Genomic DNA, 14,472 nt, shown 5'->3' on the forward strand with positions numbered 1-14,472 from the left:
GCAGCCCAATATCGAAACAGCAGGCGAAAGACCTGTGACAACAAGAGGGCGGGACACCTTGAGCACTGCCGGTAAATCCATCCTGATGGTCGACGACGATCAGGAAATCCGTGAGCTGTTGCAAACCTACCTGAGCCGTTCCGGCTTCCAGGTTCACGCCGAGGCCGACGGGCAGGGCTTTCGTCAGGCCCTGGAAAGTACCGCTTGCGACCTGGTCATCCTCGATGTGATGCTGCCCGATGAAGACGGCTTCAGCCTGTGCCGCTGGGTGCGCCAGCACCCGCGCCAGGCGCGGGTGCCCATCATCATGCTCACCGCCAGCTCCGACGAAGCCGACCGGGTCATCGGCCTGGAACTGGGCGCCGACGACTACCTGGGTAAACCCTTCAGCCCGCGTGAGCTGCAGGCACGGATCAAGGCCTTGTTGCGCCGTGCCGAGTTCGGCCAGGTGGCGCCGAGCAGTGCCGTGCTGGCCTTCGACGACTGGCGCCTGGACACGGTCAGCCACCGCCTGTTCCACCGCGATGGCGAAGAGGTGATCTTGTCTGGCGCCGACTTCGCTTTGCTCAAGCTTTTTCTCGATCACCCCCAGCAGATCCTCGACCGTGACACCATCGGCAATGCCACCCGTGGCCGTGAGCCGATGCCGCTGGACCGTATCGTCGACATGGCGGTCAGCCGCCTACGCCAGCGCTTGCGCGACACCGACAAGCCGCCGCGGCTGATCCGCACTGTGCGTGGCAGTGGTTACCTGCTGGCTGCCCATGTCTGCTGTGCTTGCTGAGCGGCGTTGGCGCCTGCTGCCACGCTCGCTGCTGGGGCGCATGCTGCTGCTGACCTTGCTGGTGGTACTGCTGGCGCAGGGCTTGTCCAGCGTCATCTGGGTCGCCCAGCTACGTGCCAGCCAGTTGCAAGGCTTGCGCGCCAGTGCCGGCAGCCTGGCCCATTCGATGAGTGCCAGCGTCAGTTATTTCCGTTCTTTGCCAGTGGCCTATCGGCCGATGGTGCTGGACCAGTTGCGCAGCATGGGCGGTACGCGTTTTTTCGTGTCGCTCAACGACAAGCCGCTGGACATGCCGGTATTGCCCATAACACCGCGCAAGCAGGCGGTCATCAATGTGTTCCAGCAGGTGCTGCACGAGCGGCTGGGCGCGCAGATGGAGATTTCCGTGGAGTTCGTCGCCCCCGATGACCTGCGCATCTTCAACAGCGGCCTTAAGCTCGATGAGCTGCCGCGCTCCTGGGCCCATTATTCGCTGACCCTGGAGCCACTCAACCCCCCGGTGCTGGTCACGCAGATTCGCCTGGGCGAAGGCGAGTGGCTGTACATCGCCTCGCTGCTGCCCGAGCCGTATACCAGCCTCGAAGCCGAACGCCTGCCGCGTCAGCAAATCGGCTTCATCGTGATGACGACGGCCTTGCTGCTGCTGTTCATCGGCCTGCTGGTGCACTGGCAAAGCTGGCCGCTCAAGCGCTTGGCGCGCGCCGCGCGGGACCTGTCGCTGGGTGCCGATGTGGCGCCAGTGCCCGAGGGCGGTGGTAGCGAGGTGGTCGAGGTGGGGCGGGCGTTCAACAGCATGCGTGAGCGCATCAGCCGCTACCTGACCGAGCGCAGCCAGTTGTTCAGCGCCATTTCCCACGACCTGCGCACGCCGATCACCCGCCTGCGGCTGCGTGTCGAACTGTTGGAAGATGAGCGCCTGCAAGCCAAGTTCAGCCAAGACCTGGATGAACTGGAGCTGTTGGTCAAAGGCGCCTTGCAGTGCGTAAAAGACACCGACATTCACGAGAACATCGAGCCGGTCGACCTCAACCAGGTACTGGAGATTCTCGCCGAGCCCTACCTGGGCGATGGCCGCATCACCGTCGAAGGCCAGGCGCTGGCGCCGTACCCGGGCAAGCCGCTGGCCTTGCGCCGCTGCATCGGCAACCTGATCGACAATGCCATCAAGTATGGCGAGCGGGCACGCCTGCGCATCATCGACAGCAACGAGGGCTTTGTCCTGCAGGTGGATGACCAGGGGCCGGGGGTGCCGCAGCAACAGCAGGAGCAGGTGTTCGTGCCGCACTTCAGGCTGGCCGGGCAGCAGCAGGGGTACGGGTTGGGGTTGGGGATTGCGCGCAACATCGCCCATAGCCATGGCGGGGAGGTCAGCCTGCTGAACTTGCGCGAGGGCGGGTTGCGCGTGACCCTTCATCTACCCCGCAGCCTGGACTGATGGCCATGTCACTGACCGGTGACACAACGGCAGGCCTTCGTGACATTCCAGCCAGGACGGCTGGCTAGACTCTGCACACCTCTGGCATGGAAGACGTGGCTGCATGGACTCTATCGATTCGCTGGAACATACCGCCTGGCTCACCCACGAAGGGTGGCGGCTGCTGGCGTTCGCGATGGCCTCGCAAGTGCCTGAAGGCTTCGCCAATCTTGACGCCCGTGGCCAGTTGCCGCCCTCGGCCCTTGCCGAAACCCTGACAACTGCGCGCATGACCCACAGCTTCGCCCTGGCGCACCTCCAAGGTGTACCAGGCTGCCTGGCATTGGTGGAGCATGGCGTACAGGCCTTGCGCGGGCCGTTGCATGACGCCACGCACGGCGGTTGGTTCGATCGCCCGCAAGGGCAGGGTGGCAACGGCAAGGCGGCCTACCTGCATGCCTTCGTCGCGCTGGCCGCAAGCTCGGCAGTGGTAGCCGGTGCCAGCGGTGCGCAGGGTGTGCTGGAGGAGGCGATCCGGGTCATCGAGGAACGCTTCTGGAGCGAGGAAGAGGGGGCGTTGTGCGAGTCCTTTGCCAGCGACTGGCAGCAGCCGGAAGCCTACCGTGGTGCCAACAGCAACATGCACGCCACCGAGGCCTTTCTCGCCCTGGCGGATGTGACCGGCGATGCGCTCTGGCTGCAGCGCGCCCTGCGCATCGTCGAGCGCATCATTCAAGGCCATGCGGCTGCCAGCGACTACCGCGTGGTCGAACATTTCGATGCGCACTGGCAACCGCTGCCTGAATACAATCAGGCCAACCCCACCGATCACTTCCGGCCTTATGGCACGACGCCTGGCCACGCGTTCGAATGGTCACGCCTGCTTCTGCACCTGGAGGCCGCACGGCACTTGGCCGGGTTGTCTACGCCGGCGTGGCTGCTGGCCAGTGCGCGAGCGCTGTTCGCCAACGCCTGCCGGCATGCCTGGAACGTCGATGGCGCCGAGGGCATCGTCTACACCCTGGGCTGGGACAACCAGCCCAGGGTGCGCGAGCGCCTGCACTGGGTGCATGCCGAAGCGTGCGCCAGTGCGGCAGCCTTGCTGCGGCGCACCGGTGAGCAGCAGTACGCGGATTGGTATGGCTGTTTCTGGGCATTCATCGACAGCCACTTCATCGACCGCGTCGGTGGAAGCTGGCACCACGAACTCGACCCTGGCAACCAGCCTGCAGCGGCTATCTGGGCAGGCAAGCCAGACCTCTATCACGCCTATCAGGCTGTGCTGTTGCCCACCTTGCCGTTGGCGCCGAGCCTGGCGAGCGCACTGGCGCGCAATGTAACCAAACGATGACATTCACGCATCGCTTCGTTACCTGGCGCAGCGACCGCTCTGATTAGACTCCATGCAATGCAAGCGATCGACTTGCCCGGCATAACAACAAGAAAGGTATTCCGATGAATTCGACTCTCCGCCTCGCTGCCGCGATCTCCCTCGCCTCGTTGTTCCCGCTCAGTGCCCTCGCCGCCGACGCCAAAGGCAGTGTCGAAGTGGTGCACTGGTGGACCTCGGGGGGTGAAAAAGCGGCTGTCGATGTGCTCAAGGCCCAGGTCGAGAAGGATGGCTTCACCTGGAAGGATGGTGCAGTCGCCGGCGGTGGCGGCGCCACCGCCATGACCGTGCTCAAGAGCCGCGCCGTGGCCGGCAACCCGCCCGGCGTTGCCCAGATCAAGGGCCCCGACATTCAGGAGTGGGCCGCCACCGGCCTGCTTGACACGGATGTGCTCAAGGATGTCGCCAAAGAAGAGAAGTGGGACTCGCTGCTCGACAAGAAAGTCGCCGACACCGTGAAGTACGACGGTGACTACGTGGCCGTACCGGTGAACATCCACCGCATCAACTGGCTATGGATCAACCCCGACGTCTTCAAGAAAGCCGGCATCGACAAGGCGCCGACCACCCTCGACGAATTCTACGCCGCCGCCGACAAGCTCAAGGCCGCCGGCTTCATTGCGCTCGCCCATGGTGGCCAGCCCTGGCAGGACAGCACGGTGTTCGAAAGCGTGGTGCTGTCGGTAATGGGCGCGGACGGCTACAAGAAAGCCCTGGTCGACCTCGACGAAGCGACGCTGACCGGGCCGCAAATGGTCAAGTCGCTGACCGAGCTGAAGAAGGTCGCCACCTACATGGACCCAGACGGCAAAGGCCAGGACTGGAACCTGGAAGCGGCCAAGGTCATCAATGGCAAGGCCGGCATGCAGATCATGGGCGACTGGGCCAAGAGCGAGTGGACCCTGGCGCACAAGACCGCCGGCAAGGATTACCAGTGCGTCGCGTTCCCCGGTACCGACAAAGCGTTCCTGTACAACATCGATTCGCTGGTGGTGTTCAAGCAGAAGGACGCAGGCACGGCTGCCGGCCAGCAGGACATCGCCCGCAAAGTGTTGGGCGAGGACTTCCAGAAGGTCTTCAGTACCAACAAAGGGTCGATCCCGGTGCGTAACGACATGCTTGCCGATATGGGCAAGTATGGCTTCGACGCCTGCGCGCAGACGTCTGCCAAGGACTTCCTGGCCGACGCCAAAAGCGGTGGCCTGCAACCAAGCATGGCGCACAACATGGCCACCACACTGGCGGTGCAGGGCGCCTTCTTCGATGTGGTGACCAACTACATCAACGACCCCAAGGCCGACCCGGCCGATGCGGCGAAGAAGCTGGCGGCGGCGATCAAGTCGGCCCGGTAACCGATCCCAAAGGTGTAAACCAGGCCCGCCCCCATGGGGGGCGGAGCTCTCAATCGTTTGGGAAGCAGATCATGACCACAACTACCGCCCAACTGCGGGCCTCACCCCTGGACGCTCTGCAGCGCTGGCTACCCAAGCTGGTGCTGGCGCCGAGCATGTTCATCGTCCTGGTGGGCTTCTATGGCTACATCCTCTGGACCTTCGTGCTGTCCTTCACCACCTCGACCTTTCTGCCAACCTACAAATGGGCGGGCCTGGCGCAATACGCCCGGTTGTTCGACAACGACCGCTGGTGGGTGGCCAGCAAGAACCTGTTGGTGTTCGGGGGGCTGTTCATTGGTATCAGCCTGGCCATCGGTGTACTGCTGGCGGTGTTGCTCGACCAGCGCATCCGCCGCGAGGGCTTCATCCGCACGATCTATCTCTACCCCATGGCGCTGTCGATGATTGTCACCGGCACCGCCTGGAAGTGGCTGCTCAACCCCGGCATGGGCCTGGACAAACTGCTGCGCGACTGGGGCTGGGAAGGTTTTCGCCTGGACTGGCTGATCGACCCCGACCGGGTGGTGTACTGCCTGGTGATCGCCGCCGTGTGGCAAGCCTCGGGCTTCATCATGGCAATGTTCCTCGCCGGCCTGCGCGGCGTCGACCAGTCGATCATCCGCGCCGCACAGATGGACGGCGCCAGCCTGCCGCGTATCTACTGGACCGTGGTATTGCCAAGCCTGCGACCGGTGTTCTTCAGCGCCGTGATGATCCTCTCGCACATCGCCATCAAGAGCTTCGACCTGGTGGCCGCGATGACCGCCGGTGGCCCGGGATACTCGTCCGACCTGCCGGCGATGTTCATGTACTCGTTCACCTTCAGCCGCGGCCAGATGGGCATGGGCTCGGCCAGCGCCATCCTCATGCTCGGGGCGATCCTGGCGATCCTCGTGCCTTACCTGTATTCGGAGCTGCGGAGCAAACGCCATGCATAGCCCTGCCGAAAAACCGGCGTTGAGCATCAGCCGCATCGCCATCCACGCGGTACTGCTGATTGCCGTGCTGCTGTACCTGGTGCCGCTGGTGGTCATGCTGCTGACCAGCTTCAAGACCCCCGAAGACATCAGCAGCGGCAACCTGTTGAGCTGGCCGACCGTGGTCAGTGGCGTCGGCTGGGTCAAGGCGTGGGGCACGGTCAACGGGTACTTCTGGAACTCGATCATGATCACCGTGCCCGCCGTGCTGATCTCCACGGCCATCGGTGCGCTCAACGGCTATGTGCTGTCGATGTGGCGCTTCCGGGGCTCGCAACTGTTCTTCGGCCTGCTGCTGTTTGGCTGCTTCCTGCCGTTCCAGACGGTGCTGCTGCCGGCTTCGTTCACCCTTGGCAAACTGGGCCTGGCCAGTACCACCAGCGGCCTGGTGCTAGTGCATGTGGTCTACGGCCTGGCCTTTACCACGCTGTTCTTTCGCAACTTCTACGTGAGCATCCCCGATGCGCTGGTCAAGGCTGCGCGCCTGGACGGTGCCGGGTTCTTCACCATCTTCCGCTGCATCATCCTGCCGATGTCGACACCGATCATCATGGTCTGCCTGATCTGGCAATTCACCCAGATCTGGAACGACTTCCTGTTCGGTGTGGTGTTCGCCAGTGGTGACTCGCAACCGATCACCGTGGCCCTGAACAACCTGGTCAACACCAGCACCGGGGCCAAGGAATACAACGTCGATATGGCGGCGGCAATGATCGCCGGCCTGCCAACCCTGCTGGTCTACGTGGTGGCAGGCAAGTATTTCGTCCGCGGCCTCACGGCCGGCGCCGTCAAGGGGTAAGTCATGGCAACGCTTGAACTTCGCAATGTGAACAAGACCTACGGCAGCGGCTTGCCGGACACCCTCAAGGACATCCAGCTGTCGATCAAGGACGGCGAGTTCCTGATCCTGGTCGGCCCCTCGGGCTGTGGCAAGTCGACCTTGATGAACTGCATCGCCGGCCTTGAGCAGATCACCGGCGGAGCCATCCTGATCGACGAGCAGGACGTCAGCGGCATGAGCCCCAAGGACCGTGACATCGCCATGGTGTTCCAGTCCTACGCGCTGTACCCGACCATGAGCGTGCGTGAGAACATCGAGTTCGGCCTGAAGATCCGCAAGATGCCCCAGGCCGCCATCGACGAGGAGGTGGCGCGGGTGGCCAAGCTACTGCAGATCGAGCACCTGCTTTCACGCAAGCCTGCCCAGCTCTCCGGCGGCCAGCAGCAGCGCGTGGCCATGGGCCGGGCGCTGGCGCGGCGGCCGAAGATCTACTTGTTCGACGAACCGTTGTCCAACCTCGACGCCAAGCTGCGGGTCGAGATGCGCACCGAAATGAAACTGATGCACCAGCGCCTGAAGACCACCACGGTGTACGTCACCCATGACCAGATCGAGGCCATGACCCTGGGCGACAAAGTGGCGGTGATGAAGGACGGCATCATCCAGCAGTTCGGTACCCCGCAGCAGATCTACAACGACCCGGCCAACCAGTTCGTCGCCAGTTTCATCGGTTCGCCACCGATGAACTTCATTCCGGTGCGCCTGGCTCGGCAGGACGGGCGCCTATTGGCCCTGCTCGACAGCGGCCAGGCGCGTTGCGAGCTGCCGTTGGGTGTGGCCGGCGCTGAACTGGACGGCCGCGAGATCATCCTCGGCATCCGCCCCGAGCAGATTGCCCTGGGCACGGGGGAGGGCAATGGCCTGCCCGGCATCCGCGCCGACGTGCAGGTTACCGAGCCCACCGGGCCGGACCTGCTGGTGTTCGTCACCCTCAACCAGACCAAGGTCTGCTGCCGCCTGGCGCCGGATGTGGCGTGCAAGGTCGGCGACAGCCTGAACCTGCAGTTCGACCCGGCACGGGTACTGCTGTTTGACGCCGCCAGCGGTGAACGCCTGAGCCTGGACACCGCCAACGCTTCAGTGAAGGACAACGTGACTCACTTCAAGAGCCGTTGAATCGTCTACACCATCAATAAGAAAAAAGAGGACGCAAAGGGATGGAACAGCGCAATCGCATCAGGACCTTGGGCTCACTGGCCTTGCTTGCCATGGTTGGCAGCAGCGGGGCGCAGGCCGCCGAGGCCTTCTCCAGCGAGTCGAAATGGATGACCGGCGACTGGGGCGGTACTCGCACCGAGCTACTGGAAAAAGGCTATGACTTCACCCTCGACTACGTGGGCGAGGTGGCGGGCAACCTCAACGGCGGCTACAACGACGACAAGACCGCACGCTACAGCGACCAGTTTGCCCTGGGTGCGCACCTGGACCTGGAAAAGATCTTTGGCTGGCATGACACCGAGTTCAAGCTGGCGATCACCGAGCGCAGCGGCCGCAACCTGTCCAACGACCGCATCAGCGACCCGCGTGCCGGCCAGTTCAGTTCGGTACAGGAAGTGTGGGGCCGCGGCCAGACCTGGCGGCTGACCCAGATGTGGATCAAGCAGAAGTACTTTGACGGTGCCCTGGATGTGAAATTCGGCCGCTTCGGCGAGGGCGAAGACTTCAACAGCTTCCCCTGCGACTTCCAGAACCTGGCCTTCTGCGGCTCGCAGGTGGGCAACTGGGTGGGCGGCATCTGGTACAACTGGCCGGTCAGCCAATGGGCGCTGCGGGTCAAGTACAACATCACGCCTGAGTTCTTCGTGCAGGTCGGCGCGTTCGAGCAGAACCCCTCGAACCTGGAAACCGGCAACGGCTTCAAGCTCAGCGGCAGCGGCACCAAGGGCGCGATCCTGCCGGTGGAGGCGGTCTGGTCACCCCAGGTCAACGGCCTGCCGGGCGAGTACCGCCTCGGCTACTACTACAGCACGGCGGATGCCGAAGACATCTACGAAGACGTCAATGGCAACCCGCAAGGCATCAGCGGCGCGGGCTTCAAGTCGCACTCCAGCAAACATGGCTGGTGGGTGGTTGCGCAGCAGCAGGTGACCGCCCAGGGCGGCGATGCCAGTCGTGGTCTCAGCCTGTTTGCCAACTTCACCGTGCACGACAAGGCCACCAACGTGGTCGACAACTACCAGCAGGTCGGGCTGGTGTACAAAGGCGCCTTCGATGCCCGGCCCAAGGACGATATCGGGTTTGGGATCGCCCGCATTCACGTCAACGACGATGTGAAGAAGCGTGCCGAGCAGCTCAATGCCCAGAGCGGCATCAATGATTACGACAACCCGGGCTTCGTGCCGCTACAGCGCACCGAGTACAACGCCGAGCTGTATTACGGCTTTCACGTCACCAACTGGCTGACCGTGCGCCCCAACCTGCAATACATCAAGAGCCCGGGCGGGGTGGATGAGGTGGACAACGCGCTGGTCGCTGGTTTGAAGATTCAGTCGTCATTCTGAGCACATTTGTTGTAAATTTACGCCAATCCAATTTCGGCTCCCGGCATCCACTGGCTTGCAGTGGTTGTCGGGGATAGGCCGAGACAGCGCTATCTCAAACAACAAGAGCTTGGAACCATGCCCGAACATCCGCTACATCGCTTCTTTTCCGCACAGCGGCCCAGGCCGACATTCGAGTGGGAGCGTCACCAGCAGCGCGATGTCCTGATCATCGACCACCCTCTCTGCCAGGCTGTGTTCAGCCGGCAGGGCGCGCAGCTGCTGCACTTTCAACCCGCTGGCGAAAAGCCCTGGTTGTGGTGCGCCGAGCAATGGCCGCAGGTGGGGGCGATTCGGGGTGGTGTGCCGGTGTGCTGGCCGTGGTACGGCCGCCACCCCAGCGAGGACCTGTGGCCGGCCCATGGCTGGGCGCGCCTGCTGGACTGGAAGCTGGTGGACAGCCGCGAGGACGAGGAGGGGGTGACACTGAAGTGGCGCCTGGACCTGTGCGACTGGCAGGTCGACCTGCATGCACGGCTTGGCAGCCGCATGGAACTGCGCCTGAGTACCGAGCACCAGGACAGCGAGCCGTGCCAGTTGAGCCATGCGCTGCTGGCTTACTGGCGTATCAGTGACGTGTCCGAGATAGCGCTGTCTGGGCTTGAGGATATCGAAGGCTACGACCGCCTGAGCCGGCAGGCCTGCCGCGAGGAAGGTGCGCTGAAGCTCAAGGGTGGCTGCCAGAAAGTCTATCCGGGTACCCCGCGGGTGCAGCTGCAGGACCCGGCCTGGCAGCGCGAACTGTGCATCGACACCGGTGACAGCGATGACACCGTGGTCTGGCACCCGGGCAACCGCCCGCTGATGGGCGTGACCGGTCGCGAGTGCCAGGGCTTCGTCTGTGTCGAAGCCGCCAGTGGCAGTGGCGAGGGCCTGAGCCTGGCCCCGGGGCAGCGCGCGCACTTGCGTTTGCAGGCGCACCGGCTCAGTTGAGTTCGTCGTCCTCGATCGGGTAACGGCTGGCGTTGAGGCTTTCCTTGATCTTGCGCAGGTGCGGCTGGAAGTCCACGCCGCGGCGCAGGGTCATGCCGGTGGCCAGCACGTCGAGCACGGTCAGTTGGATGATTCGCGAGGTCATCGGCATGTAGATGTCGGTGTCTTCCGGCAGTGGAATGTGCAGGCTCAGGCTGCAGGCCTGGGCCAGCGGCGAGCCGGCAGCGGTCAGGCCCAGTACCGAGGCGCCGTTTTCACGGGCCACGCGCGCCACCTCGACCAGCTCGCGGGTGCGCCCGGTGTAGGAGATGATCACGAACAGGTCGCCGGTGTGGGCCACCGAGGCCAGCATGCGTTGCATCAGCACGTCGGCGTGGGCCGACACCGCCAGGTTGAAGCGGAAGAACTTGTGCTGGGCATCCAGAGCCACCGGCGCCGAGGCGCCAAGGCCGAAGAAGTGGATCTGCCTGGCCTGGATCATCATGTCCACGGCGCGGCTGACCTGCTGCGGGTCGAGTTGCTGGCAGGCGCTGTCGAGCGAGGCGATGGCGCTGCCGAAAATCTTCTGGGTGTAGGCAGCAGGGTCGTCGTCGGCCTCGACGGCGCGGCTCACATAGGCAGCGCCACTGGCCAGGCTCTGCGCTAGCTGCAGCTTGAGCTCGGGGTAGCCGCTGACGCCGAACGACCGGCAGAAGCGGTTGACGGTCGGTTCGCTGACCTTGGCCGCCTGGGCCAGTGCAGCAATGCTGAAACGGGTGGCTTGTTGCGGATTGAGCAGGATGACTTCGGCGACTTTGCGTTCGGCCTTGTTCAGCTCGTCGAGGCGTCCCTGGATCTGTTCCAGGAGGTTTCGCACGCGGTCCATGGGTGTGTCCTTGGGTCGGGAAGACAGCCGGCTGACGGAGCAGCGGGCCTTTTGCACGGTCGTCTATCGTACTGTCGGTGCGTGTGCCGCACCACTTGTCTGTAGTATTCGTCGCTAATGTTGTTAGTTTTACTACATTAACCCTTGAAAACCGTATGTGAAAGCGGTATTCCTAGACCAACTTTAGGAAAGAACCAACATCATGGCTGCGATCAGTGTCGAACCTTGCACCTTTGCCCTGTTTGGCGCCCTGGGCGACCTGGCATTGCGCAAGCTGTTTCCAGCGCTCTATCAGCTCGACCGTGCCAACCTGCTGCACCCGGACACCCGCCTGCTGGCGCTGGCACGCGAGAGCGGCAGCGCGCAGGAGCACCTGCACACCATCGAAGCGCACCTGCGTCGGCACGTCGCCGATGCCGACATCGAGCCAGCCGCGCTGGGGCGCTTCCTGGGCCGGCTGAGCTACCAGCATCTGGACTTCCTCCAGCCTGAGGGCTACCAGGCGCTGGCCGAGCAGTTGCCAGGCGAGTTGCCCTTGATCGCCTACTTCGCCACGGCGGCTGCAGTCTATGGCGCCATCTGCGAAAACCTCGACAGGGCCGGCCTGGCAGCGCGCACCCGCGTGGTGCTGGAAAAGCCGATCGGGCATGACCTGGAGTCGTCGCGCCGGGTCAACGATGCCGTGGCGCGGTTCTTCCCCGAGAGCCGGGTTTATCGCATCGACCACTACCTGGGCAAGGAGACGGTGCAGAACCTGATTGCGCTGCGCTTTGCCAACAGCCTGTTCGAAACCCAGTGGAACCAGAATTCCATCTCCCATGTGGAGATCACCGTGGCCGAAAAAGTCGGCATCGAAGGCCGCTGGGGCTATTTCGACAAGGCCGGCCAGCTGCGCGACATGATCCAGAACCACTTGCTGCAGCTGCTGTGTCTGATTGCCATGGACCCGCCGAGCGAGCTTTCGGCCGACAGTATTCGTGACGAGAAGGTCAAGGTACTCAAGGCGCTGGCGCCGATCACTGGCGATGGCTTGAGCACCCGTGTGGTGCGCGGCCAGTACATCGCCGGTTACAGCGACGGCAAGCCGGTGCCCGGCTACCTGGAAGAAGACAACGCCAACGCCCAGAGCGACACCGAGACCTTCGTTGCCCTGCGTGCCGATATCCGCAACTGGCGCTGGTCGGGCGTGCCGTTCTACCTGCGTACCGGCAAGCGCATGCCGCAGAAGCTGTCGCAGATCGTCATCCACTTCAAGGAAACGCCGCACTACATATTCGCCCCGGAACAACGTTTGCAGGTCGGTAACAAGCTGATCATCCGTCTGCAACCGGACGAAGGCATTTCTTTACGGGTGATGACCAAGGAGCAAGGCCTGGACAAGGGCATGCAACTGCGCAGTGGCCCGCTGCAGCTGAATTTTTCCGACGCCTGGCGCAGCGCGCGGATTCCGGATGCCTACGAACGCCTGTTGCTCGAGGTGATGCGCGGCAACCAGAACCTGTTCGTGCGCAAGGATGAAATCGAATATGCCTGGAAATGGTGCGACCAGTTGATCGCTGGCTGGCAAAGCGCAGGTGATGCGCCCAAGCCGTACGCGGCGGGGTCCTGGGGGCCGATGAGCTCGATCGCACTGATCACACGAGACGGGAGGGCGTGGTATGGCGATATCTGAACTGCAATTGCCGGCGGCGGTGAAGGCGCATGAACTGGCTGATGGCAAGACCCTGGCGGCAACGCTGGCCCGCGATGTGGCCGAGCGGTTGCGGGCGGCGATTGCCGCCAAAGGCCAGGCTTGCGTGGTGTTGTCCGGCGGGCGCAGCCCGGTGCCGTTTCTCGAGCGCTTGGCCGCTGAGGCGCTGGACTGGTCGAAAGTGACCGTGAGCCTGGCGGATGAGCGCTGGGTGCCGGTGGAACATGCCGACAGCAACGCCGGCCTGCTGGCCCGTCACCTGCTCAAGGGCGCGGCGGCCAAGGCCCGCTTCATTGGCCTGTACCAGCAGGCCGAGAACCTGGAGCTCGCGGCGGCCAACGCCGATCAGGCACTGGCAGACCTGCCGGCCATCGACGTGCTGGTGCTGGGCATGGGCGACGATGGCCATACCGCCTCGCTGTTCCCCAACAGCCCCAACCTGGACGACGGCCTGGCCGCCAGCAGCCCGCGCCGCTGCCTGCCGATGCTGGCACCCAGTGTGCCGCACCAGCGCCTGTCGATGACCCGCACGTTGCTGGCCAGCGCTGGCTTCATCGCGCTGGCCGTGCAAGGCCCGAACAAACTCGCTACCCTGCGCGCCGCGCTGGCGGGCAATGACCTTACCGAAATGCCGATACGCGCTTTTCTCCACGACCCCCTGGACATCTACTGGTGCCCATGAGCCAAGGATCCACAGTCATGACCACCCTTGAACGCCCACAGACTCTGCTCTCGATGGCCGACAAAGCCGCCCGGATCGACGCGATCTGCGACAAGGCGCGCATCCTGCCGGTGATCACCATCGCCCGTGAGCAAGACATCCTGCCGCTGGCCGACGCGCTGGCCGCAGGTGGCATTCGTACCCTTGAGGTGACCCTGCGCTCCCAGCACGGCCTGAAGGCCATCCAGGTGCTGCGCGAACAGCGGCCAGAGCTGTGCATTGGTGCGGGTACGGTACTTGACCGCAGCATGTTCGCGGCGGTCGAAGCGGCTGGTGCGCAGTTCGTGGTCACCCCAGGCATCACCCAGGACATTCTCCAGGCGGGTGTCGACAGCGACATCCCGCTGCTGCCGGGTATCAGTACGCCGTCCGAAATCATGATGGGCTACGCCCTGGGTTACCGTCGGTTCAAGTTGTTCCCGGCGGAAATCAGCGGTGGCGTAGCAGCGATCAAGGCGTTTGGCGGCCCGTTCGGCGACATCCGCTTCTGCCCGACTGGCGGGGTGAACCCGGCCAATGTGCGCAACTACATGGCGTTGCCCAATGTGATGTGTGTGGGGGGTACCTGGATGCTCGACAGCAGCTGGATCAAGAATGGCGACTGGGCGCGGATCGAAGCGTGCAGTGCCGAGGCGATTGCGCTGCTGGACTGAAACTGAATTTGTTGTGTGCTTTACGGCTTATGGGGCGCTTGGTCGGCGCCCCTTTTTTTTGCCTGCAGGTTTGGTGTTGCCGGTGCTGGCCTCTTCGCGGGGCAAGCCCGCTCCCACAGATAATTCACAGCCCAACAGGTAATTCCCAGTGCCACAGGTTCTGGACTGCCCCCAAAAAGTTGGACAGTTCTATGCTGCCGCCTGGGTCCTGTACTCGACAGGGCTCAGGCCATTGAGCCTCAGCTTGATGCGGTCATGGTTGTAGTAGTG

General features: G+C 63.6%; 14 protein-coding genes. 12 read left to right on the top strand and 2 right to left on the bottom strand.

Annotated elements, in window-relative coordinates; translation table 11 throughout:
* Positions 1 to 58: 58 nt before the first annotated feature.
* The 9 genes from gltR to HU766_RS12685 all read left to right on the top strand — a co-directional run bounded on the left by gltR (position 59) and on the right by HU766_RS12685 (position 10,273).
* Positions 59 to 784: a two-component system response regulator GltR gene (gene gltR, locus HU766_RS12645; RefSeq protein WP_186657153.1), complete on the top strand. Its 726-nt coding sequence runs from the start codon at positions 59 to 61 to the stop codon at positions 782 to 784.
* Positions 765 to 2,219, top strand: a complete 1,455-nt coding sequence (locus HU766_RS12650; RefSeq protein ID WP_186657155.1) for an ATP-binding protein — start codon at positions 765 to 767, stop codon at positions 2,217 to 2,219. The genes gltR and HU766_RS12650 overlap by 20 nt, the downstream gene beginning before the upstream one ends.
* 103 nt (positions 2,220 to 2,322) lie before the next feature.
* A complete protein-coding gene (locus HU766_RS12655) occupies positions 2,323 to 3,549 on the top strand; it encodes an AGE family epimerase/isomerase (RefSeq protein ID WP_186657157.1) in 1,227 nt (408 codons plus the stop codon).
* A 104-nt stretch (positions 3,550 to 3,653) separates the two neighbouring features.
* Positions 3,654 to 4,940 carry an ABC transporter substrate-binding protein gene (locus tag HU766_RS12660; RefSeq protein ID WP_186657160.1) on the top strand — a complete coding sequence of 429 codons (1,287 nt, stop codon included), beginning with the start codon at positions 3,654 to 3,656 and terminating at the stop codon, positions 4,938 to 4,940.
* A gap of 71 nt (positions 4,941 to 5,011) precedes the next feature.
* Positions 5,012 to 5,920, top strand: coding sequence for a sugar ABC transporter permease (locus tag HU766_RS12665; protein ID WP_033701027.1), 909 nt, complete (start codon positions 5,012 to 5,014; stop codon positions 5,918 to 5,920).
* Positions 5,913 to 6,758 (top strand): carbohydrate ABC transporter permease, encoded by an 846-nt coding sequence (locus HU766_RS12670; protein ID WP_033701025.1) that lies wholly within the window; start codon positions 5,913 to 5,915, stop codon positions 6,756 to 6,758. Before HU766_RS12665 ends, HU766_RS12670 begins: the two co-directional genes overlap by 8 nt.
* Positions 6,759 to 6,761: 3 nt before the next feature.
* The gene (ugpC, locus tag HU766_RS12675; protein WP_033701023.1) at positions 6,762 to 7,916 is read left to right on the top strand and encodes a sn-glycerol-3-phosphate ABC transporter ATP-binding protein UgpC; all 1,155 of its coding nucleotides are present in this window, start codon (positions 6,762 to 6,764) and stop codon (positions 7,914 to 7,916) included.
* 92 nt (positions 7,917 to 8,008) lie between these two features.
* Complete coding sequence (locus HU766_RS12680) at positions 8,009 to 9,301, top strand: carbohydrate porin (protein WP_238338609.1); 1,293 nt, start codon at positions 8,009 to 8,011, stop codon at positions 9,299 to 9,301.
* A gap of 117 nt (positions 9,302 to 9,418) precedes the next feature.
* Positions 9,419 to 10,273, top strand: a complete 855-nt coding sequence (locus tag HU766_RS12685) for a D-hexose-6-phosphate mutarotase (protein WP_186657165.1) — start codon at positions 9,419 to 9,421, stop codon at positions 10,271 to 10,273.
* On the opposite strand, the gene hexR is transcribed toward HU766_RS12685, so the two are convergent.
* On the bottom strand, positions 10,266 to 11,129 hold the full coding sequence (hexR, locus tag HU766_RS12690; protein ID WP_172960401.1) for a DNA-binding transcriptional regulator HexR: 864 nt from the start codon (positions 11,127 to 11,129) through the stop codon (positions 10,266 to 10,268). The two genes, HU766_RS12685 and hexR, sit on opposite strands and share 8 nt — an antisense overlap.
* Before the next feature lie 211 nt (positions 11,130 to 11,340).
* On the opposite strand from hexR, the gene zwf reads away from it, so the two are divergent.
* From zwf to HU766_RS12705, 3 genes are read left to right on the top strand one after another with little or no spacing between them, the layout of a single operon-like run.
* Positions 11,341 to 12,810: a glucose-6-phosphate dehydrogenase gene (gene zwf / locus HU766_RS12695; RefSeq protein ID WP_033701019.1), complete on the top strand. Its 1,470-nt coding sequence runs from the start codon at positions 11,341 to 11,343 to the stop codon at positions 12,808 to 12,810.
* On the top strand, positions 12,797 to 13,510 hold the full coding sequence (gene pgl, locus HU766_RS12700; protein ID WP_186657169.1) for a 6-phosphogluconolactonase: 714 nt from the start codon (positions 12,797 to 12,799) through the stop codon (positions 13,508 to 13,510). Before zwf ends, pgl begins: the two co-directional genes overlap by 14 nt.
* Before the next feature lie 17 nt (positions 13,511 to 13,527).
* The gene (locus tag HU766_RS12705; protein ID WP_033701015.1) at positions 13,528 to 14,202 is read left to right on the top strand and encodes a bifunctional 4-hydroxy-2-oxoglutarate aldolase/2-dehydro-3-deoxy-phosphogluconate aldolase; all 675 of its coding nucleotides are present in this window, start codon (positions 13,528 to 13,530) and stop codon (positions 14,200 to 14,202) included.
* A gap of 189 nt (positions 14,203 to 14,391) precedes the next feature.
* On the opposite strand, the gene HU766_RS12710 is transcribed toward HU766_RS12705, so the two are convergent.
* A partial coding sequence (locus tag HU766_RS12710; RefSeq protein WP_186653653.1) for an IS3 family transposase occupies positions 14,392 to 14,472 on the bottom strand: 81 nt, incomplete at its 5' end.

It is taken from the genome of Pseudomonas sp. SWRI77, assembly GCF_014269105.1.
GTDB lineage: Bacteria > Pseudomonadota > Gammaproteobacteria > Pseudomonadales > Pseudomonadaceae > Aquipseudomonas > Aquipseudomonas capeferrum.